Here is a 19,784-nt window from a genome sequence, read left to right as displayed (position 1 = left end):
CGCAGACCGGCCGGCAGGGACCGTCCCTGCACAGGTATTTGGAGGAAGTCATCATGACCACGCAGTTCCCACGCATCGTGCACGTCGACGAGGCCGAACCCAACCGGCGACGTGGCGGCGACCTCCGCGCCATGCTCACCCCGACCGCGGTGGGAGCCACCAGCGGTTTCATGGGGCTGGCGATCGTGCAGCCGGGGGAGCGGATCGGTGAGCACTACCACCCGTACTCCGAGGAGTTCGTCTACGTGGTCAGCGGGAGCCTGGAGGTGGATCTCGACGGTGTCCCGCAGGCCCTCGCCCCCGACCAGGGCCTGATGATCCCGATCGGCATGCGCCACCGGTTCCGCAACGTCGGCAGCACCGAGGCCCGGATGGTGTTCCACCTCGGCCCGCTGGCCCCCCGGCCCGACCTCGGACACGTGGACACCGAGGACACCCCGGAGGGTTCACCGCCGGAACACGCCGAGGTCGTCTCATGAACCGGCGGGTGGCGGTGACCGGTATCGGCATCGTCGCCCCCGGCGGCACCGGCGTCCCGGCGTTCTGGGAGCTGCTCACCGCCGGCCGCACGGCGACCCGCGGCATCACGCTGTTCGACCCGGCGGGCTTCCGGTCCAGGATCGCCGCCGAGTGCGACTTCGACCCGGCGGCCGCCGGTCTGGACGCCGACCAGGTCGCCCGCTCGGACCGGTATGTCCAGTTCGCACTGGTGGCCGCCGCCGAGGCGGTCCGGGACGCCGGTCTGGACGTGGCGGCCGAGGACCCCTGGCGGATCGGGGTCTCACTGGGCACGGCGGTCGGTGGCACCACCCGGCTGGAGCAGGACTACGTCCGGGTGAGCGACTCGGGCGAACGCTGGGACGTCGACCACCGCCGGGCCGCACCGCAGCTGCACCGGGCGTTCTCGCCCAGCACCCTGGCCTCGGCGGTGGCCGAGCAGACCGGCGCCCACGGCCCCGTGCAGACCGTCTCGACCGGCTGCACCTCGGGGCTGGACGCGGTCGGCTACGCCTTCCAGGCGATCGAGGACGGCCGGGCCGACGTCTGCGTCGCCGGTGCCGCGGACTCGCCGATCTCACCGATCACGGTGGCCTGCTTCGACGCCATCCACGCGACCTCCGAGCGCAACGACGACCCGGCGCACGCCTCCCGCCCGTTCGACGCCGGCCGGGACGGGTTCGTGCTCGGCGAGGGCGGCGCCGTCCTGGTGCTGGAGGAGTTGGAGCACGCCCGGCGCCGCGGCGCCCGGGTGTACTGCGAGATCGGCGGCTTCGCCACCTTCGGCAACGCGTACCACATGACCGGTCTGACCCAGGAGGGCCTGGAGATGTCCGAGGCGATCGACCGCGCGCTGGCCCACGCCAGGGTCGACAGCTCCGACATCGACTACGTCAACGCGCACGGCTCCGGCACCAAGCAGAACGACCGGCACGAGACGGCGGCCGTGAAGCGCTCGCTGGGCGCGCACGCGTACCGGACCCCGATGAGCTCGATCAAGTCGATGGTCGGGCACTCGCTCGGCGCCATCGGTGCGATCGAACTGGTGGCCTGTGCCCTGGCGTTGGCCCACGGCGTGGTGCCGCCGACCGCGAACTACGAGAGCCCGGACCCGGAGTGCGACCTCGACTACGTGCCGAGGACCGCCCGCTCGGTCCCGCTGCGCAACGTCCTCTCGGTGGGCAGCGGGTTCGGCGGCTTCCAGTCCGCCGTGGTGCTCCGCAGAGCGGGGGCCACGGTATGACGGTCACCCGACCCGACCGCCGCACGGTGGTCACCGGAATCGGGGTGGTGGCACCCAACGGGATCGGCGCGGACGACTTCTGGAAGGCCACCCGGGAGGGCACCTCCGTGCTCGGCCCGGTCACCCGCGAGGGCTGCGCCCACCTGCCGCTGCGGATCGCGGGCGAGGTCCGCGGCTTCGACGCCGAGCAGGCCGTCGAGGGGCGGTACCTGGTCCAGACCGACCGGTTCACCCACTACGCGATGGCCGCGGCCGACCTGGCGCTGGCGGACGCCCGCTTCGACGCCGGGGCCGGACCGCCCTTCGGGGTGGGCGTGGTGACCGCCGCCGGTTCCGGCGGCGGCGAGTTCGGCCAGCGCGAGCTCCAGCAACTCTGGTCCCAGGGACCGCACTTCGTCGGCCCGTACCAGTCGATCGCCTGGTTCTACGCGGCCAGCACCGGCCAGGTCTCGATCCGCGGCGGCTTCAAGGGGCCCTGCGCGGTGGTGGCCAGTGACGAGGCCGGCGGTCTCGACGCGCTCGCCCACGCCGTCCGCACCGTCCGGCGCGGCACCGACACCGTGGTGGTGGGCGGCGCCGAGGCACCGCTGGCTCCGTACTCGATGGTCTGTCAGCTCGGGTACGGCGAACTCAGCCTGGGCGAGGACCCGGACCGGGCCTACCTGCCGTTCGACGCCGGGGCCTGCGGATTCGTCCCCGCCGAGGGCGGTGCGATGTTCGTGCTGGAGGAGGAGAGCTCGGCCCGCCGCCGCGGCGCCCGGATCCGGGCCGAACTGGCCGGTCACGCGGCCACCTTCACCGGGGCCTCGCGCTGGGCGGAGTCCCGGCACGGGCTGGCCCGGGCGATCCGCGGCGCGCTGGAGGAGGCGCGGTGCGCCCCCGACGAGATCGACGTGGTCTTCGCCGACGCGCTCGGGGTGCCCGAGGCGGACCGGGCCGAGGCGCTCGCGATCGCCGACGCCCTCGGCGAGCACGCCGCCCACGTCCCGGTCACCGCGCCCAAGGCCGGCACCGGCCGCGCCTACTGCGGTGCCCCGCTGCTCGACACCGCCGCCGCGGTGCTCGCCATGGAGCAGGGCCTGGTGCCGCCCACCCCGAACGTCACCGACGTCCGCCACGGCCTCGACCTGGTGACCGGCTTCGCGCGCTCCGCCGAGCTGCGGACCGCCCTGGTCCTGAGCCGGGGCCTGATGGGCTCCAACGCGGCCCTGGTGCTGCGCCGGCCCTGACCCCTTTTCCGATCCAGTCAAGGAGAACCACCTGATGAACCAGCACCTGACACACGGCGAACTGGCCCAGCTGATCAAGACCCGGGCCGGCATCACCATCGAGCCCGAAGCGCTCCGCAACCCCAGCGCCACCTTCGACGAGTTCGGCGTGGACTCGCTGGGCCTGCTCGGCATCGTGGGCGAACTGGAGAACCGCTACGGCCGGAAGATCGCCGCCGGAGCCGAGATGTCCAAGTCCCCGGACGAGTTCCTCGACGCGGTCAACACCTCCATCACGGCAGGAGCCTGAGATGCCCGGACACACCGACAACGAGATCGTCATCGCCGCGCCCGTCGGCCTGGTCTGGGAGATCACCAACGACCTGGAGAACTGGCCGCAGCTGTTCAGCGAGTACGCCGCCGTCGAGGTGCTGGAGCGCGAGGGCGAGCTCACCACCTTCCGGCTGACCATGCACCCCGACGAGAACGGCACGGTCTGGAGCTGGGTCTCCGAGCGTGAGACCGACCGCCACGGACTCGCGGTCCGGGCCAGGCGGGTGGAGCCGGGCCCGTTCGAGTTCATGGACATCCGGTGGGAGTACACCGAGCTGCCGGACGGCACCCGGATGCGCTGGATCCAGGACTTCGCGATGAAGCCCACCGCCCCGGTCGACGACGCCGCCATGACCAACCACATCAACCGCAACTCGCGGACCCAGCTGGAGCTGATCAGGGCCAAGGTCGAGAAGCGGACCGGGAGGGCGTGAGCACCATGCACCGCGCACTCATCGTCGCCCGGATGAAGCCCGACTCGGCCGCCGGCATCGCCGAGGTCTTCGGGCACTCGGACCGGGGCGAACTGCCGCACCTGATCGGCGTCACCGGCCGCAGCCTGTTCCAGTTCGGCGACCTCTACCTGCACCTGATCGAGGCCGAACGGCCTCCGGGTCCCGAGGTCGCCAAGCTGGCCGGGCACCCGGAGTTCCGGGACGTCAGCCGGCTGCTCACCACGTACGTCCAGGCGTACGACCCGGAGACCTGGCGCGAACCGAAGGACGCCATGGCCCACGAGTTCTACCGCTGGGAGCGCTCCGGCACCGCGTGATGCCGCTCCCGGAACCGGAGAGGAACGACCCACATGGTCGAGACCGACGAACTGCCCGACTGGGTGCGGTGCGAGGACTGCGCCGCCCTGGTCTACGGCAAGCGCTTCCTGCGGGCCCTGCGGGTCTGCCCGGAGTGCGGCCGGCACGCCATGCTGACGGCCCATCAGCGACTGGAGCAACTGCTCGACCCGGGCTCGGCGGTGCCGATCGACCACGTGGAGCCGCTGCACGACCCGTTGGAGTTCGTCGACAGCCGGCCCTACCCGCACCGGCTGCTCGACGCCCGGACCAGCACCGGCCTGCACGAGGCCGTGATCTGCGCGACCGGCCGGATCGAGGACCAGCCGGTGGTGGTGGCCGTGATGGACTTCCGCTTCCTCGGCGGCAGTCTCGGCTGCGGCGTCGGTGCGCTGATCACCGAGGCCGCGTACACCAGCCTGCGGCTGCGGGTCCCGCTGCTGCTGGTGACGGCCTCGGGCGGGGCCCGGATGCAGGAGGGGGTGCTCTCCCTGATGCAGATGGCCAAGACCGCGCTGGCGCTGGCCGAACTCGACGAGGCGGGCGTCCTGGTGGTCTCGCTGATCACCGACCCCACCTACGGGGGCGTGGCGGCCTCCTTCGCCACCCTGGCCGACGTGATCATCGCCGAGCCCGGGGCCCGGATGGGCTTCGCCGGACCGCGGGTGATCGAACAGACCACCGGGGAGAGCCTGCCGGAGGGCTTCCAGACCGCCGAGTTCCTGCTCGAACACGGCATGGTGGACGACGTGGTGCCACGGTCCGCGCTGCGCCCGACGCTCGGCCGGCTGCTCGGTCTGCGCTCACCCCGGCACCGGGTGGCACCCGTCGCGGACTCCCCGCCGGACGAGCTGATCGGCAGTCAGCTGGACGACCTGCTGGAGCGCGACTCCTGGGAGTCGGTCCGGCTGGCCCGGCACCCGGACCGGCCGACCACCCTCGACTACGTCGGGCACCTGCTGGACGACTTCCAGGAGCTGCACGGCGACCGGCTCACCGAGGACTGCCCCGCCATCGTCGGCGGCCCCGGTCGGCTGGCCGGCCTGCCGGTGATGCTGATCGGCCATCACAAGGGCGGCCCCGACCTGGCCGAACGGCAGCGCCGCAGATTCGGGATGGCGGCCCCCGCCGGATACCGCAAGGCGGCCCGGCTGATGCGGATGGCCGCCAAGCTCGGCCTCCCGCTGGTCACCCTGATCGACACCCCCGGTGCCAACCCGGGCCCGGACGCCGAACGGGGCGGCCAGGCGAACGCGATCGCCGAGAACCTCCGGCTGATGGCCAGGCTCCCGGTCCCGATCGTCGCCGTGCTGATCGGCGAGGGCGGCAGCGGCGGCGCGCTCGCCCTGGCCGTCGCCGACCGGGTGCTGATCAGCGCCAACGGCGTCTACTCGGTGATCAGTCCCGAAGGCTGTGCCGCCATCCTCTGGAAGGACCGGACGGCGGCGCCCGCCGCGGCCGCCGCCCTGCGGGTGCACGCCGGGGACCTGCTCCGGCTCGGCATCGTCGACGGCATCGTGCCCGAGCCCACCGAAGGCGCTCACCAGGACCACGCGGGTGCGGCCACCATGCTGGGCGCCGCGCTGACCGCCGCGCTCGGCGAGCTGATCCCGTGGGAGCCCGGGCGACTGCTCCAGAAACGCAAGAGCCGGTTCCACGACTTCGGCCTCGCGGCCAAGCCCCCGGCTGGAAGAGGTGCGGAGTGACCACCAAGAACACCTTGCAGGAGAACGGCGGCAGTTGGGCCCGCCCGACCCGGAGCCTCGCCTTCGGCCCGCCCGCCACGGACGGTCCGGCGGACCTGGACGCGGTCTGCCGCAGTGTGGCGGAGCTGGCCCGCTCCTCCCCGAAGCCGCCCAGCAGGATCCGCCTGCAGCACGGCGGCACCACGGTCGAGATGGAGTGGCCGGACCAGCCGGCGACCGCCCCCGCCGCCGGGACGGCTCCCCCACCGCCGGTGGCCGAGGACGACGGTGCGCTCGGTTACCTGTGCGCGCCGATGGTCGGGACCTTCTACCACGCGCGCGAGCCGGGCGCGCCGCCGCTGGTCGCGGTCGGCGACCTGGTCGTGGTCGGCCAGCCGGTCGGCATCCTGGAGGTCATGAAGATGATGAGCACCGTCGAGGCTGACGTGGCGGGGCGGGTGGTCGGGATCCTGACGCCGGACGCCACGGCGGTCGAGTTCCAGCAGCGGCTGATCGCCCTGGAGCCGGTGCCGACCGGTGAGGACGCCTGAGATGTTCTCGACCGTCCTCATCGCCAACCGGGGCGAGATCGCGCTACGGGTCGCCCGGACCTGCCGGGAACTCGGCATCCGCACCGTGGCCGTGCACTCCACCGCCGACCGGGACTCGGCGGTGGTCCGGTTCGCGGACCAGGCCGTGCAGATCGGCCCGGCACCGTCCAGGAACAGCTACCTGCACATCCCCTCGATCATCGAGGCCGCCCTGCAGACCGGGGCGGAGGCGATCCACCCCGGCTACGGATTCCTCTCGGAGGACCCGGACTTCGCGGAGATCTGCGAGGCCAACGGCATCACCTTCGTCGGCCCGCCGCCGGAGCTGATGCAGCAACTCGGCGACAAGGCGGTGGCCCGCACTCTGATGGCACGGGCCGGGCTGCCGGTCCTGCCCGGCAGCGAGGGCGCGCTGAGCGGGCCGGCCGAGGCGGCGGAGACCGCGCAGCGCGTCGGGTACCCGGTGATCCTCAAGGCCGTGGCGGGCGGCGGCGGCCGGGGCATGGCCGTGGTCCGCGACGCCGCCGACCTGCTGCGCGCGTACGGGGAGACCCGGGCGCACGCCCGGGCGGTGTTCGGCGACGAACGGCTGTACCTGGAACGCTACGTGGACGACGCCCGGCACGTCGAGGTGCAGGTGATCTGCGACCGGTACGGGTCAGCGATCCACCTCGGCGAGCGGGACTGCTCGGTCCAGCGCCGGCACCAGAAGCTGATCGAGGAGTCCCCGGGGCCCCACCTCCCGCCCGAACTGCGGGAGGCGATCTGCGCCGCCGCCGTCCAGGGCGCGCTGGCGGTCGACTACGTCGGGGCGGCCACCTTCGAGTTCGTCCTGGCGCCGTCCCGCGAGTTCTACCTGATGGAGATCAACTGCCGTCTGCAGGTGGAGCATCCGGTGACCGAGATGGTCACCGGGATCGACATCGTCCGCGAACAGCTCGGCGTGGCGGCCGGGTTGCCGTTGGCGATACGTCAGCAGGACGTCCGGCCCAGGGGCGTGGCCGTCGAGTGCCGGGTGAACGCCGAGGACCCGGACCGGGGCTTCGCCCCCACGCCCGGGCTGCTCACCGAATTCGTCCCGCCCGGCGGCCAGTTCGTCCGGGTCGACACCCACGCCTATCCCGGCTGGTACGTCGGCCCCGACTACGATTCGCTGCTCGCCAAGGCCGTCGTCTGGGCGCCCGACCGGGAGCAGGCGCTGGCCCGGATGGACCGTGCGCTGGGCGAGTTCAGGATCGACGGGACCGGTCTGCGGACCACCACCGGCTTCCTGCGCCGGGTGCTGGCCCGCCCGGAGTTCCGTGCGGGGACGCACACCACCGGGCTGGTCGACACGATGTCGGAGGAGGCCCGCCCGCAGGCGACGGTCGGAGCCTGACGCCCGCACCAACGGTGCCGGGTGACCCGAACGGGTCACCCGGCACCGGCATGTGACCGTCCGTCAGTCCTGCGGTCCCCCTGATGCCCCGTCCCGCTGGCGGGTAACTCGGCGATGACAGACGGTGATTGAGGTGCTGGTGCGATTCCTCCGCCGACACGGTGTCGGCGGTCGTACGGAGTGCCGGAAGGACCATCCCCATGCGTTCCGCACGTACCCTGCTCACCGGCGCCGCGCTCGCCGCCACCGTCCTGCTGGCCGCCCCGGCCGCGTACGCCGAGGACGGCGCCACCGAGCTGACCTGGGAACAGAAGCAGGCGAAGGCCGCCACCTCCGAAGGGCAGAAGACCTGGGAGGAGAAGCAGGCGACCGGCAAGCCCGGCAGCAGCCCGACCGCAGCCCCGTCGACCACGACCCCGGAACAGCCTGCGGCGGAGCACAAGCAGCCGAAGGGCGGCGTGCACACCGGCGGCGGCGGTACGGCGCTCTCCGGCGGCGGGCTGGCCGCGGGCGCGGTCCTGCTGGCCGGCGGGCTCGGCGCCGGCGCCCGCGCGCTCCGCCGCCGCCCGGGTGTCGGCGACGCGGTCTGAGCTCCCGGCACGACGATCCGGCCCCGCCCTGGTGGGCGAGGCCGGATCGTTGCCGTGTGCCGGGGCGTCAGTCCGGCAGCACGCAGTCGAACGCGTGCAGGTACGGGTTCACCGGCCGAACGTCCCGGACCAGCAGGCCGGCCTCGCCCAGCAGCGTGAGCAGACTCGCCCTGGAGTGCTTCGCACCACCGACGTTGAGCAGCAGCATCAGGTCCATCCCGGTGGTGAACCGCATCGACGGGCTGTCGTCGACGAGGTTTTCGACCACCACCACCCGGGCCCCGGGCCGAGCGGCCGCCACCACGTTGCGCAGCGTCCGGCGGGTGCTCTCGTCGTCCCACTCCAGGATGTTCTTGATGATGTAGAGGTCGGCCCGGACCGGGATCACCACCCGGCAGTCGCCCGGCACCAGCTGCGCCCGGTCGGCCAGCGGACCGCCCTCGCGGAGCCGGGGGTCGGCGTGGGCCACCACCTGGGGCAGGTCGAGGAGCGCCCCGTGGAGGGCCGGGTGCTTCTCCAGCAGACCGGCCAGCACGTGTCCCTGGCCGCCGCCGATGTCCACCACGGTCGACACGCCGTCGAGGTCGAGGAAGGCGGCCAGATCCACCGCGGACTGCCGGCTGGAGTGGGTCATCGCCTTGTTGAACACCTGGGCCGAGGCGTCGGCGTCGTCGTGCAGGTACTCGAAGAACTCCTTGCCGTACAGGTCGGGGAAGATGTTCCGGCCGGTACGGACCGCGTCGTCCAGGCGCGGCCAGGCGTCCCAGGTCCACGGCTCGGTGCACCACAGGGCGATGTACCGCAGGCTGTTCGGGGCGTCCTCGCGCAGCTGCCGGGACATGTCGGTGTGGGTGAACCGGTCGTCGTCCGTCTCGGCGAAGACCCCGTAGCAGGACAGCGCGCGCAGCAGACGGCGCAGCGGCTTGGGTTCAGCGTGGACGGCCGCGGCGAGCTCCTCGGCCGTCATCGGCCGGTCGTCCAGGACGTCGGCGATCCGCAGCGAGGCGGCGGCCCGGACGGCGGCGGCGCAGGCCGCGCCGAAGACCAGTTCGCGCAGTCGCATGGTGGACTGCGGGGAGGGCGGTTGGTGCTGTGCGGTGGTCATGACGGCCTCTCGGGGGAGGAAGGGAAGGGAGCGGTCAGCAGCGGCCGGCCGGCTCGGAGACCCGGCAGGTGTTCCCGGCGAAGGTGTGACCGGCCCCGTGGTCGCGGTCGGCGAGGTCGGCGGGGCCGTTGCGCAGGGCGAGGTTGTCCCGGACGGTGATCCGCGCGTTGGGGACGCCCACGACGCTGGGGAAGAGCACGATGCCGCCGGACATCTCCGACGCACCGTTGTTGTCCTCCACCCGGTTGCCCGTCACCAGGGTGTCCTCCGCGCCGGTGAGCAGGATCCCGGTGCCCTGGATGTACCCGAGCCGGGGGGTGGGCGGGCAGTACTTGTTGTTCTCGTACACGTGGTTCTGGCGGACGGTCAGCGAGCCGGCCCGGGGGACGCCTTCGTCGCCCACCACGAACACCCCGCCGCAGTTGGCGGTGACGCTGTTGTGGTCGACCGTCAGCTCCCTGGTGCGGCGGAGCACGACGCCGGTGCGGTTGCCGGCCAGCCGGTTGCCGCTGACCACGGTGCCCCGGGTGTCGAGGGCACCGCCCTCCTCGTCGACCGAGTTGGCCAGGAAGACCCCGGACTGACCGTTGTCCCTGGCCTCGTTGTCGGTGATCACGGACCGGGTGGAACGCTCCAGGCCGATGCCCTGCTGGCCGTTGTCCCGCACCGTGAGGCGGTGCACCGACAGCCGGTCGGTCCGGGAGGCGGAGAGGCCGTTCTTCCGGAAGCCCTCCACGGTCAGCGACTCGATCCGGACACCGGAGACGATCCGGTCCGCCGTGCCGGTCACGCAGACTCCGTGCCCGGCCGTGGCGCACGGTGACCCGGACCCGGCCGGCTCGGTGGTCGGCGCGATCACCGTGGCGGGGCCGATCCCACGGAGCGTCAGGTCCGGGACGCCGATCTCGACGCTCTCCCGGTAGGTGCCCGCCAGGAGCTGGACCACGTCCCCGGGCCGGGCGGCGTCGACCGCCTGCTGGATCGACTCGCCGGGACGGACCACGTGCACCGGACTCGCGGCCAGGGCCGGCGGTGCCGCCCCCAGGCCGGCCAGCAGGACGGCGGAGGCAGCCGCCAGAGCATGGATGGGACGGATGGGCATGAGACCTGACCTGCCTTAGGAGTCCGCCGGTACCGGTCGGAGCACGGCAGCCGGGACGAAGGTACGACCCTGCCGACGCTAGGGGGGATCAGCGGCGGTCGCCACCCAAAGTGCCTGCGACCTCACCCGAAGTGACGGTCGTGGTGGCCGGTGGTGCGGTGCCGAGGGGCGGAGCCGCCGAGGCCCGCCCGGCCGCCCGCTGCCCCTGCGGCACCCGGGTGGCCGTGCGACGCTGGGAGGTGGTGGGGGCGCCGGGCCGGTGAACGGGGCCGTACGACGCTGTCCGTCGGCCGTGTTCCGGCCGACTCCCGCTGACGGCAGCCCGTGCGATCACAGGAGCGAGCCATGTTGGCGAAGCTGGACGAATTCGACCTGGACATCCGCTTGGAGCCGGTGCCGCTGCCCACGCCGGAGGACGGCAACAAGGACGGCCCCAAGACCAGCCAGCCGGGCAGCACCTGCCAGTTCTCGTGCGCGGTGACCTGCGGCGGGACGTGCGACTGCCCCACCAACCCGGAGCACTGTGTGGAACCCCAGGTGGTGACGCACAACTGCGCCTCCACGACCGTGTGTTGAGTGCCCGACCATGACCGTCGTGACCACACGGCCGATGGAGCGCGGGCGGCTCGTCACCCGGTACTCCCTCACCACGTCCCCGCTGTACCCGGCGGTGCACGGCTACCTCGCACCGCTCAACCTGCCGGCCTCCCCCACGGCCGACGAAGCGGAGCCCGACCGGTTCTTCGGCCGGATACTGCCCGCGGTGCGGCGAGAGGTGGGCCGGTACGGGTCGGTCGCCGAGGCCCTGCACACCGTGGCCGCCTTCGTCGAGCGGGGTCAGAGCGAGGAGTACCTCACCGCCTTCTTCCGGATCCGCGAAGCCGAGGAGGAGCCGGCGGCGGTCTACGTCTCCACCGTGTACGCCCGCGCCCTGTTCCATCTCGCCCGGACACCGGACACCGAGTCGTTCGCACCGAACATGCGCAGGCTGCTGAGCGAACCGGTCCCGGCGCTGGCCCGGTTACGTTCGCTCCTCGCCGCCTGGCCCGAGGACTTCCTCGGGCACCTGGTCGCCGAGGCGGCGGCCCGGCGCCAGGAGAACCCGTTCTTCCGTGAACGACTGGACCATGCCCGGGAGTTGTTCGAGCAGTACAGCGGCCCGACCGCCTCCTGGTGTGGCGCCGAGGCCCGGCCGCTGTCGGTGATCGGACCCGGCCGCCTGGACAGCCCGGCCGCGCTGCCGGCCCACCTGGCCTTGGCGATGACCCTCTATGAGTAGCCCGTCATGAGGGGGCCTGTCGTGAGGAGCGCGTCATGAGGAGCGCGTCCGCCACCCGCCGGGCCCCGACCGCCTCGCCCACCGAACTCGTGGACGCGGCCGTCCGGGTCGCCGGCCGCCTCAGCGACCCGGAGCGGGTGGCCGAGGCCGTCCGGGCGGACCTGGCCGACGGCGCGCCGCCGTGGTTCTGGCGGGCCCACGGCACGGCGGCGGGTTTCAGCGGACTGGCACTGCTCTTCGGCTGCCTCGACCGGTCGCTGCCCGACGCCGGCTGGGATCGGGTCGCCCACCGTCATCTGACGGCCGCCGTCGACTCGGCCCAGCAGCTCGGCGCGCTGCCGCTCGGCTCGGCCGAAGGCGCGTCCGGGCTCGCCTTCACCGCCCTGCTGCTGGACCGCGACGGCCGCCGCTACCGCAGGCTGCGGCGCACCCTCGACCAGTACCTCGCGGACCGGCTGTCCGACCTCCTCGCCGAGCGGCGCGGAACGGCGCTCCTGCCGGCGGCCGACCTCGACGTGATCAGCGGCGCGGCGGGCATCTCCTCGTACCTGGTCAGCAGGCCGGAGACCGACGCCCTGTCAGAGCTCGGCGTCGAACTCCGGGAGCAACTGGCGCGCTGTGTGGCCGAGGGACGGTTCCCCCTGCGACCGGCCGGCGGGGCCGCCGACTGCGGGCTGGCCCACGGGCTGCCGGGGGTGCTGGCCGCACTGGCCGTGGCGCACCTGAGCGGCGCCGCGACGACCGGCACGGCGGCCGCCCTGCGCTCCGGCGCCGACCGGATGTGGGCGCACCGGCTCACCGACGCCTGGGGGCCGAACTGGCCCGTGGACGACGCCTCCCCCGATCCGGCGCACGCCGCCTGGTGCTACGGGGCGCCCGGCGTGGCCCGGTCCCTGCTGCTGGCCGGGCGCGCCCTGGGCGACCCCGTCCTCCGGGCGGACGCCCTGCGGGCGATCACGGCCGTCCGACAACGGCCGGACCCGGTACGCCGGTTGGTCTCGCCGGGGTTCTGCCACGGCACCGCCGGGCTCGCCCACCTGCTCCGCTGCACCGGCCTGGAGAGCGGCCGGGCCGACCTGTCGGCCGAGGCCCGGAGACTGCTCTCCGACCTGGTCGCGAGCTTCGACCCGGACACCCGCTTCGGCTATCGCTGCCCGGGCGCCGACCCGTCCGTGGCCGACGCCCCCGGCCTGCTGGACGGCGCCGCGGGGGTCGCCGCCGTCCTGCTCTCCGCCGCCGGCCGGCCGATCCCGGCCTGGGACCGGCTGTTCCTGGTCCGATGACCGCCCATGGCCGTTCCTGGTCCTTCCAGCCCGCGGACTGGTTCGCGGTGCGGACACCGTTGCTCCCGGCCGACACTCCGCCGACGGCCGATCCGTTGGCCGGCCTCGCGCTCTGGATCGGCAGTCCGGACCTCTGGGACTCCCTGCACGGTCCGGCTCCGGAGCGCCCCGGACGGGCCCCGCGCAGCGCGCTCAAGGCGTGCCGCTACCTGGACCGGATGTCCCACCGGCCAACCCCGTACGGCCTGTTCGCCGGAGTGGCACTCGGCTCGTGGGGCACCCGGACCGACCTCGCCGTCCGCCGGATGCCCGGGCGGACCGGCACCCGCCTCGACATGGCCTGGCTGCTGGCGCTGGTCGAGCAGTTGGAGTCCGACCTGCCGATCCGGCGTCAGCTCGGCTTCGTCCGGCACGGCGCCGTGCTGGTGTCCGCCGGACGGCTGTACCTCCTCGACCCGCCGGCTGCGGCGTCGGCCCCGCCGACCGGCTGCCTGTCGCTGCGGGCCACCGCACCGGTCCTCGCACTCGTCGAGGCCGCCGAGAACACCGTGCCGTACCAGCAGTTGGTGAAGGCGGTCCTCACCGCCGTACCGGACGCTCCGGTCGAGCGGGCCGAGCAGCTGATCGAGCAACTGCGCCGCGCCGGCGTCCTGGCGAGCGACCTGCGGCCCGCACTGACGGTGGCCGACCCGGCCCGGGACCTGGCCGGGCGGCTGACGGATGTGGTGGACGCCGCCGACCGGCCGCGGCGGCTGCGGCTGCTGGTCGAGGAGGCGGCCCGCTGCGACCGGCTCGGCCCGGCCGACGGGCTCGCACTGCGCCGTGCGCTCCTGCCTGCCGCCCGGGAGCTGGTCCCGGACGTCGCCACGGTGCTCCAGACCGACAGCACGGTGGAACTCGGTGGCAGCACGCTGCACCACTCGGTGGCCAGGGCCGCCGCGCTGGCCGCCGAGCTGCTGCTCAGGACCGCGACGCTGCCCGCGCACCCGGCCGACCTGACCCGCTACCACCGTGCTTTCGAGGACCGCTACGGTCGGCAACGCCCGGTGCCACTGCTGGAGTTGGTCAATCCGCATCTCGGCCTCGGCTTCCCCGAGGACCACGCTCCGGCCTCCTCCTGGAGCCCCGGACGGCCCGGGCGGGACGACGCGCTGGTACAGCTGGCCGCGCGGGCACTCGCCTCGGGTGCCGAGACCGTCGAGCTCGACGACCGCACGCTGGCGTGCATCGAGCGCGAGGTGGACCCGCACGGCCTGCCGTCGGCGCTCGAACTGCTGGCGACGGTCGAGGCACCGGACGCCGCGGCCGTCGACCGCGGGGACTTCGCGCTGGTCGTCTCCCCGGCGGTCGGTTCGTCGGCGGCCGGGCGGGTCCTCGGACGCTTCGCCTTCCTGTTCGGTGACCAGGCGCCCCAACTGCCGTCGTCGGAACCGGAATCCACCTCGGACCAGATCGATGCGGACCTCGTCTACCAGCCGTTGCGGGCCCGGGCGGCCAACGTGGCGATCTGCCCCACCCGGCATGGCCACATCGTCAGGATCGGTACCGGGAAACACCCGCAGGATCCACCGGCCGTCCCGCTGAGCGAGATCACCCTCACCCTCGAGGACGCCGGCCTGGTGACGCGCTGGGGAGCGCACGGCCCAAGGCTGCGACTGCACGTGTCCCACATGATCAATTGGGACGGCGCACCGAGACTGGCCCGGTTCCTGCTGCGGATCGGCCAACCACCGGTGCTCCAGTCCTTCGACTGGGGTGCCGCCCACCGGCTGCCGTTCCTGCCCCGCCTCACCCGCGGACCGGTCGTGCTCGCACCGGCGAGATGGCGACTCGGGCCGACCCTCCTCCCGGCGGACGGGCAGGCCGGATTCCCCACCGCCCTCGGCGAGTTCCGCGCCGCCTGGCGGATGCCGGGCCGGGTCCGGCTGATCGAGTACGACAACCACGTGACCGTCGACCTCGACCGCGCGGAGGACGTCGAGGAGATCCGCCGGACGCTGCACCACTCCGGCGCGGTCGTCCTGCAGCGCTGCCCGCCGCAGGACCACGCCTGGCTGCCCGGCCCGGACGGCCGACGGGTCGTCGAGCTCGTCGTCCCGCTCACGCTGACCACCCGGCAGGCCCGGGCGGCGTCGCCCCGCGAGGCCGCCCCGACCTGCCGTCCGGTGGTCGACCGGACGATCCGTCAGGCCGGCCCCGGCTCACGGTGGATCTACCTCAAGCTGTACGCGCCGAACGTCACCCACGACGACCTGCTCACCGGCACGGTCACCGAACTGGTCGGCGCACTGCTGCGATCCGGATCCGTCCTCGGGTGGCACTTCCTCCGCTACGCCGACCCCGACCCGCACCTGCGGCTCCGGTTCGAACTGACCGACCGTACGCACTGGCACGCGGCGGCCGCCACGCTCTGCGAGGGCCTCCGGTCCGACCTGGCCGAGGGCGTGATCAGCCGGTTCTGCTTCGACACCTACGAGCGGGAGATCGAGCGCTTCGGCGGTCCGGCCGGGACCGACTTCGCCGAGCGCGTGTTCTGCGCGGACAGCACCGCCGTGCTGGCCCTCCTCCAGGCGTCCGCCCGGAAGGCGGCCGGCCCGGACCGGCTGATGCTCGCCGTCCTCTCGGTGGACCGGCTGCTCGCCGACCTCGGCCTACCCGCGGCGGAGCGGCCGGCGCTGGCCGCGGCCATGGCCACGGCCGACGAGGACGATCACGACACCGGTGCCACCTACCGCGATTCAAAGGCTCTGTTGCGCGGCCTGCTGGGCACTCCGGGCCCACCCGCACCGCTCGAAGCGCCGCTCACCTCCCGCCGCTCGGCGATCGATGCCGCGCGCACACCACGCCCGTCCGAGCGGCCCACCAGCATTCTCGCCACCTTCGCCCATCTGCACTGCAACCGCCTGCTGGGCACCGACCGCGCCCAGGAACAGTCCGTCTACGGCCTGCTCGCCCGCACCCGGCGGAGCCTCGCCCAATGGCCCGACCGCGCCGACTGAAGCAGCCGCCGGCGCGGGCCCGGTCGCACCGCTTGCGGCGGAGCGGGCAACGATCCGCCGCGACCTGACCCACCTGAACCGTCCCGCTGGTGTCCGGGACAGGGCTTCGGCCTGCCTGGACATCCGGAGCGGCGTCCGGGACCACCGGCGGGGATTGTTGATGATCAGTCAGGTTGGCAACTCTGGTGCCGGGCCGCCGAGGTGCCGGTCAGCCGACCGGCCGGGCCCGCGAGAGAGGTAACGACATGCGTCGCACCATTGGTCTGGCCGTGGCATCCGTCCTCCTGGGAGCCGGCGCGGCCGTCGCCGTCCCGGCCGCAGCCCAAGCCGCGCCCGGATCGGCGCCGTCGGCCGCGCCGGCGTCGTACAGCTGGCAGTACACCGGCGAGTACTACTCGGCCAAGTCGGCCTGCACCGCCCGCGCCTCGTTCTACCTGGCGGCCTCGAACGTGAAGTACTACCGGTGCATCTCCGAGAGCGGCCTCTGGGCCGGCCAGGTCTACGCCAACTGACCCACCGCGCAAGGACCTCCGGGCGGGCGGCGTCGACCTGCACCCGCTCGCCCGGGCGCGGAACTTTCGCCGTCGAGACAGCGCTGGCCCGGAGGTCCGCCCCGGAGAGTCCGTCGCAAACCGCCAGCGGCGCGGACTCCCCCGTGCCGGCCAAGGGCGCTTCGGCTACGTCCGGTGTGAGACCTGTCCGCCGACAATGCGCAGCGTCCCGCTGGAGACGTGCCCGATGTGCAGGGCCGAGGTGCTCGAGGTCCAGCGCGATCTGGGACCGCGGCTGCACTCCGACCGGGGTGCACTGTCCCGTGAATCGCGGACGGGGCTACGGCGTCATCCCCGGCAGGTCCCCGGCGAAGTCCAACCACTGCTGGATGGTCCACACGGCGAAGCTGGAGCGGTCCGTGGACATTCGTAGCCACACCTCGTCGCCGCCGGGCATGAGCGCCACCTCCAGGTGCGGCTCGTCCCACGTTCCCACCGGGTACATCCACTCGATTCCGTCGGGCCAGGTCCGCATCGCCACCGTGCGTACGCTGAGCGCCGCCGCCATGGCGTCGAGAGCCGCGCGTGGAATTCGAATCTCCGCCGGCTCCCGCTCGATCCCTGCCACCCGACTCCCTCCATCGGCCAGATGCGACGTCCGGTCGCTCGTCCCACCCTGCCAGCTGGTGTGCGGGCCGGCGGCCGTACGGCGGGAATGCCTGGTCAGAAATCCGCCCGAGCGGGTTCGCACTCGCCTGCGACCTCGCCTGCCTTCGGTGCCTGCGCACCGTGCGGTGAGGCGAGCAGCCAGATCAGGATGATCGGGTTGGTGAGTACGGCGACACGCTCACTGGGGTGAATGACACATCCACGTCCGCAGACCCGGCGATCCAGCTGCGGTCGGCACGGATCGCCGCCGCCCAACAGGTTGGGCGCAGACGTACGCGGCGGCACTGGGCACGCAGCGTCCCGGCGGAGACCACCGGCAGCACCAGCACATCCGTGCCCTAGTGCACGAGCACCGGTCCCCACGGGGATCGCACCGGTGGCCATCGAAGCGTTCAGCCGATCCCGCCGTTACGTTCGATTTCGTTGCGCAGTGGAGTCCGTTTCCTGACCGTTCAGCAGGTTTCGCCCGTTCTTGCCGATACAGGCGGCGGCGGGGTTTCGTTTCGGGTTCTGATGGTTACGTTGCGGCGGATTCCGGGGCGGACGTCTGACGGCGGGCGCGGTGGGCGCGGGCGCGGCAGCGTGCTGAGCAGTGGAGTCGGCGTCGGCCGGTGGGGCCGGCCGGGGGGAGCGCGGCGGCGCACTGGGTGCAGCGGGCAGTGGCATCGGGCGGGCCTGCTTGGCCGGCCTGCGTCGTGGGCTCAGGGGGTTGGGGGACGGCCTGGGGCGCGGCAGCGCGCAGGCGTTCGGTGATGACGCCGGCCTGGAAGCGGCTGGAGGCACCGAGAGTTTCCAGGAGTTCGGAGACGTGGCGGCGGCAGGTGCGCAGTGAGATGCCGAGCCGACGGGCGATCGCTTCGTCCTTGAGCCCGTTGGAGAGCAGCAGCTGGATGTTCTGCTTGAGGTCTTCGGAGATGTCCTGGGCGGCTTGGGGGCCGAGGGTGAAGGGGGTCGCATTGTCCCAGTCGCGCTCGAACGTGCTGATCAGGAAGGCGAGCAGCGAGGGTTCGCGGACCAGCAGCGCGCCACCGCCGCGGGCGGGCAGGAAGGCCAACTCCGCGTCGATGACGATCATCTGAGGGAGCACGTCGGTGAGGGTGCGGATCTGGGCACCGGCCGCGATGAGCTGTTCGGCATTGGTCCGGGTGGCCTGGTCGAAACGCGTGACGTGCTGGTACAGGTTGCGCATCCGGACGCCGCCGGCCAGCAGTTCGAGGTCACGCGGCAGCGCCTCACGCATCGCTCCCGGCGGGAACGCGCCACCCGGTTTGGAGACCAGCAGCTCGCTGTGGCAGGCCCCGACCGCCTCGCCGAGCATCGCCCGCACCGCGAACTTGTCGGTGAGCAGGTCGACCGCACCGTGTGGATGGGCCAGTTGACGGCCCTGCAGGTAGACCGGCATCAGCGTCGCGAACTCCTCACGCAGGGACTGGACCTGCTCCCGCTCCTGGCGCAGCCGGGCCTCCTGGTGGCGGAGGGCGCTCTCGCGTTCGGTGAGGAGTTGCGCGCCTGCGGCTTGCGGGCTCTGCGCCAGCCAGGCCGGGCCGGTGGCGGGCGGAGGGTCGAGCGGCTTGAGGAGGCGGGTGGCGTTGAGGGTGTCGATCGCCGCGCGGCACCGGGCTTCGGTCAGATTCGTCTCACCAGCGGCCCGTGCCACGTCAGCCTCGGTCAGGGGGCTGTTGACGAGGGCCCACCGGTAGAGGGTCTGAACGTGTTCGTCCAGGACCCGGTGGGGTGGTTCGCCGACCATTGATTGCCTCCTAAACATGCATGGCGCGTAGATGAGCCCGGCGGCCCCTCCCGTCGGCCCGCTCCTACTGCCACTGTTCTCTTAGGTCGGAACGCCGCGGTCGCGGCAGTCGGGATACCGCCCGGTCTCGGGCAGATGGAGAGGAAGATCCCGTGAAGAAGAGGTTCGCACGGCGGATGGCCGCTATCGCACTGGGGCTGGCCGCCGTGGCGGGTACGGGAGTGGGTGCCCTGGCGAACAGCACGACCGCCTGGGACGATGCGTCGCATTTGGAGGCGACCACCGTCATCTGCCCGACCACGACGGCTTGGGGCAACGACTGCGGCACGTACCGACCCCGGTAGACCCGCTCGGGAACACTCCCGGGTGCGGGGGCGGCGGGATCCATCCGCTGTCGGGTGGGTGGAGGGGACCCACACCCGGGACAGGGCACGACGCGTCGACGAGGCGGGTTCACCCGCCGTCGTGAGTCGGCAGGCTCGACCGCCGATCCTCCCGCAGGATCTGGCGCTGCCATCCACCGCACTGCAAGGCGTTGTTCGACAGCCCGTGTCGCTTCGGGCCGCTTGTCGTGGGTCTCACACCGCGGCCGAGTTCGGCCTTCCCGGGACGGGCCCGGCTGATCGTGCCCGTCCCCGCCTTCACCCGCCGGCTCAGCCTGCGCGGACCCGCACTCCAGTGCCGGTCCCCCATGGCGCACCGCCGCCCTCACGGCCTTGGGTCGTCGGCGCCGCGGTCAGCGGGGAGCCGCGTGTGTGGAGCCCGTATCTCCGACTTCCGCGCCTGAACCCCGATCGCACTGGCCTGCAAGGCAGTTGACAGTTTTCGC

19 protein-coding genes are annotated in these 19,784 nt (G+C 73.0%); 15 read left to right on the top strand and 4 right to left on the bottom strand.

The features are described 5' to 3' along the window. Positions 1 to 53 precede the first annotated feature (53 nt). The 10 genes from OHV05_RS30975 to OHV05_RS30930 all read left to right on the top strand — a co-directional run bounded on the left by OHV05_RS30975 (position 54) and on the right by OHV05_RS30930 (position 8,277). Positions 54 to 479 carry a cupin domain-containing protein gene (locus OHV05_RS30975; protein WP_403031106.1) on the top strand — a complete coding sequence of 142 codons (426 nt, stop codon included), beginning with the start codon at positions 54 to 56 and terminating at the stop codon, positions 477 to 479. Beyond that, complete coding sequence (locus tag OHV05_RS30970) at positions 476 to 1,741, top strand: beta-ketoacyl-[acyl-carrier-protein] synthase family protein (protein ID WP_405020615.1); 1,266 nt, start codon at positions 476 to 478, stop codon at positions 1,739 to 1,741. The genes OHV05_RS30975 and OHV05_RS30970 overlap by 4 nt, the downstream gene beginning before the upstream one ends. Then, complete coding sequence (locus OHV05_RS30965) at positions 1,738 to 2,970, top strand: ketosynthase chain-length factor (RefSeq protein WP_405020614.1); 1,233 nt, start codon at positions 1,738 to 1,740, stop codon at positions 2,968 to 2,970. Before OHV05_RS30970 ends, OHV05_RS30965 begins: the two co-directional genes overlap by 4 nt. Positions 2,971 to 3,004: 34 nt before the next feature. Beyond that, positions 3,005 to 3,259: an acyl carrier protein gene (locus OHV05_RS30960; RefSeq protein ID WP_405020613.1), complete on the top strand. Its 255-nt coding sequence runs from the start codon at positions 3,005 to 3,007 to the stop codon at positions 3,257 to 3,259. Position 3,260: 1 nt separating this feature from the next. Continuing rightward, positions 3,261 to 3,716 carry an SRPBCC family protein gene (locus OHV05_RS30955; RefSeq protein WP_405020612.1) on the top strand — a complete coding sequence of 152 codons (456 nt, stop codon included), beginning with the start codon at positions 3,261 to 3,263 and terminating at the stop codon, positions 3,714 to 3,716. Positions 3,717 to 3,721: 5 nt separating this feature from the next. Next, the gene (locus OHV05_RS30950) at positions 3,722 to 4,054 is read left to right on the top strand and encodes a TcmI family type II polyketide cyclase (RefSeq protein WP_405021586.1); all 333 of its coding nucleotides are present in this window, start codon (positions 3,722 to 3,724) and stop codon (positions 4,052 to 4,054) included. A 33-nt stretch (positions 4,055 to 4,087) separates the two neighbouring features. Continuing rightward, positions 4,088 to 5,779, top strand: coding sequence for an acetyl-CoA carboxylase carboxyl transferase subunit alpha (accA, locus tag OHV05_RS30945; RefSeq protein ID WP_405020611.1), 1,692 nt, complete (start codon positions 4,088 to 4,090; stop codon positions 5,777 to 5,779). Continuing rightward, positions 5,776 to 6,309, top strand: a complete 534-nt coding sequence (locus OHV05_RS30940; RefSeq protein ID WP_405020610.1) for an acetyl-CoA carboxylase biotin carboxyl carrier protein — start codon at positions 5,776 to 5,778, stop codon at positions 6,307 to 6,309. The genes accA and OHV05_RS30940 overlap by 4 nt, the downstream gene beginning before the upstream one ends. 1 nt (position 6,310) lies before the next feature. After that, positions 6,311 to 7,687: an acetyl/propionyl/methylcrotonyl-CoA carboxylase subunit alpha gene (locus OHV05_RS30935; protein WP_405020609.1), complete on the top strand. Its 1,377-nt coding sequence runs from the start codon at positions 6,311 to 6,313 to the stop codon at positions 7,685 to 7,687. 200 nt (positions 7,688 to 7,887) lie between these two features. Then, positions 7,888 to 8,277 (top strand): hypothetical protein, encoded by a 390-nt coding sequence (locus OHV05_RS30930; protein WP_405020608.1) that lies wholly within the window; start codon positions 7,888 to 7,890, stop codon positions 8,275 to 8,277. Positions 8,278 to 8,344: 67 nt separating this feature from the next. On the opposite strand, the gene OHV05_RS30925 is transcribed toward OHV05_RS30930, so the two are convergent. After that, positions 8,345 to 9,382 carry a methyltransferase gene (locus OHV05_RS30925; RefSeq protein ID WP_405020607.1) on the bottom strand — a complete coding sequence of 346 codons (1,038 nt, stop codon included), beginning with the start codon at positions 9,380 to 9,382 and terminating at the stop codon, positions 8,345 to 8,347. A gap of 34 nt (positions 9,383 to 9,416) precedes the next feature. Next, positions 9,417 to 10,484 (bottom strand): nitrous oxide reductase family maturation protein NosD, encoded by a 1,068-nt coding sequence (locus OHV05_RS30920; protein WP_405020606.1) that lies wholly within the window; start codon positions 10,482 to 10,484, stop codon positions 9,417 to 9,419. Positions 10,485 to 10,829: 345 nt separating this feature from the next. On the opposite strand from OHV05_RS30920, the gene OHV05_RS30915 reads away from it, so the two are divergent. The 5 genes from OHV05_RS30915 to OHV05_RS30895 all read left to right on the top strand — a co-directional run bounded on the left by OHV05_RS30915 (position 10,830) and on the right by OHV05_RS30895 (position 16,557). Further along, positions 10,830 to 11,060, top strand: a complete 231-nt coding sequence (locus OHV05_RS30915; RefSeq protein WP_405020605.1) for a hypothetical protein — start codon at positions 10,830 to 10,832, stop codon at positions 11,058 to 11,060. A 19-nt stretch (positions 11,061 to 11,079) separates the two neighbouring features. Continuing rightward, positions 11,080 to 11,763 (top strand): hypothetical protein, encoded by a 684-nt coding sequence (locus OHV05_RS30910; RefSeq protein WP_405020604.1) that lies wholly within the window; start codon positions 11,080 to 11,082, stop codon positions 11,761 to 11,763. A gap of 35 nt (positions 11,764 to 11,798) precedes the next feature. Next, entirely contained in the window at positions 11,799 to 13,046 is a 1,248-nt protein-coding gene (locus tag OHV05_RS30905) for a lanthionine synthetase C family protein (RefSeq protein ID WP_405020603.1), read from the top strand. Then, positions 13,043 to 16,045 (top strand): lantibiotic dehydratase, encoded by a 3,003-nt coding sequence (locus tag OHV05_RS30900; protein ID WP_405020602.1) that lies wholly within the window; start codon positions 13,043 to 13,045, stop codon positions 16,043 to 16,045. Before OHV05_RS30905 ends, OHV05_RS30900 begins: the two co-directional genes overlap by 4 nt. Positions 16,046 to 16,290: 245 nt before the next feature. Next, the gene (locus OHV05_RS30895; RefSeq protein WP_405020601.1) at positions 16,291 to 16,557 is read left to right on the top strand and encodes a hypothetical protein; all 267 of its coding nucleotides are present in this window, start codon (positions 16,291 to 16,293) and stop codon (positions 16,555 to 16,557) included. Between the two features lie 319 nt (positions 16,558 to 16,876). Here the strand turns inward: OHV05_RS30895 and OHV05_RS30890 are convergent, their stop codons facing one another. After that, on the bottom strand, positions 16,877 to 17,164 hold the full coding sequence (locus OHV05_RS30890) for a hypothetical protein (protein ID WP_405020600.1): 288 nt from the start codon (positions 17,162 to 17,164) through the stop codon (positions 16,877 to 16,879). Positions 17,165 to 17,722: 558 nt separating this feature from the next. Further along, positions 17,723 to 18,955 (bottom strand): helix-turn-helix domain-containing protein, encoded by a 1,233-nt coding sequence (locus OHV05_RS30885; RefSeq protein ID WP_405020599.1) that lies wholly within the window; start codon positions 18,953 to 18,955, stop codon positions 17,723 to 17,725. Positions 18,956 to 19,784 lie beyond the last annotated feature (829 nt).

It is taken from the genome of Kitasatospora sp. NBC_00070 (assembly GCF_045041205.1).
Classification (GTDB): domain Bacteria; phylum Actinomycetota; class Actinomycetes; order Streptomycetales; family Streptomycetaceae; genus Kitasatospora.
The sequence above is the reverse complement of the archived record's forward strand: the minus strand, read 5'-3'. Positions and strand labels throughout refer to the sequence as shown.